The sequence below is a fragment of the Polaromonas sp. P1_E1_2 genome (genome assembly GCF_056406035.1).
Window position 1 is genome coordinate 1 of sequence record NZ_JBFUAZ010000867.1, and the last position, 1,289, is coordinate 1,289.

Sequence of the window (1,289 nt, forward strand, 5' to 3'; positions counted from 1 at the left end):
GGTGACGGCCGTGGCCAACGGCGACCTGGAGCGCAAGCTGACCGTGGAAGCCAAGGGCGAGATCGCCGCGCTGGCCGACACCATCAACGGCATGACTGACACCCTGGCCACCTTCGCCGATCAGGTAACCACGGTGGCGCGCGAGGTCGGCGTGGAAGGCAAGCTGGGCGGGCAGGCCAAGGTGCCCGGAGCCGCCGGCACCTGGAAAGGCCTGACGGAGAACGTGAACCAGCTGGCTGCCAACCTGACGACCCAGGTGCGCGCCATTGCCGAGGTGGCCACTGCCGTGACGCAAGGTGACTTGACGCGGTCCATCACGGTCGAGGCGCTCGGTGAGGTGGCGGCGCTGAAAGACACGATCAATGAAATGATCCGCAACCTCAAGGACACGACCCAGGTCAATACCGAGCAGGACTGGCTCAAAACCAATCTCGCCAAATTCAGCCGGATGCTGCAGGGCCAGAAAGACCTGGTGGCCGTGGGGCATCTGATTCTCTCGGAGCTGGCACCGGTGGTTGGCGCGCAGCAGGCGGAGTTTTATGTGCTGAGCTACACGCAAGAGAGGCCGCGCCTGCGTCTCATGGCCAGCTACGCCTCCGAAGGGCAGGGCGCTTACGGCAAGGAAATCGACTTGGGCCAGGGCCTGATAGGCCAGTGCGCTTTCGACAAACAAAAGATCTTGTTGACGTCCTCGCTACCGCAGGGCCTCAAGATATCGTCCGGCCTCACCGAAGTGGCGCCTATGGACATCCTGGTGCTGCCCATCATCTTCGAAGGCCAGGTCCGCGGTGTGGTGGAACTCGCCTCGGTCGAGCGATTCAACCCAACCCACCAGGCTTTCCTGGACCAGCTCACTGAGAGTATCGGCATCGTGATCAACACGATTGAAGCGAATATGCGCACCGAGGACTTGCTGACCCAGTCGCAGTCCCTGGCGCAGGAGCTGCAAAGCCGGCAGGAAGAACTGCAGCAGACCAACGAGGAACTGCAGGAAAAGGCCCATCTGCTGGTCCAGCAGAACGACGAGGTGGAGCGCAAGAACCAGGAGGTCGAACAAGCCCGGCAGGCACTGGAAGAAAAGGCCAAGCAGCTTTCGCTCACGTCCAAGTACAAGTCGGAGTTTCTGGCCAATATGTCGCATGAGTTGCGCACACCGCTGAACAGCCTGCTGATCCTGTCCGATCAGCTGTGCAAGAACTCGGAAGGCAACCTGACCAACAAGCAGGTGGAGTTTTCCAAGACCATTCATTCCTCCGGCAACGACCTGTTGATGCTGATCAACGATATCC

1 protein-coding gene is annotated in these 1,289 nt (G+C 60.7%); it reads left to right on the plus strand.

Annotated features, from left to right (window positions below; translation table 11 throughout):
• Positions 1-1,289, plus strand: a 1,289-nt coding sequence (locus AC1D1P_RS23640; protein WP_477674688.1) for a HAMP domain-containing protein, incomplete at both ends; no start/stop codon positions are given.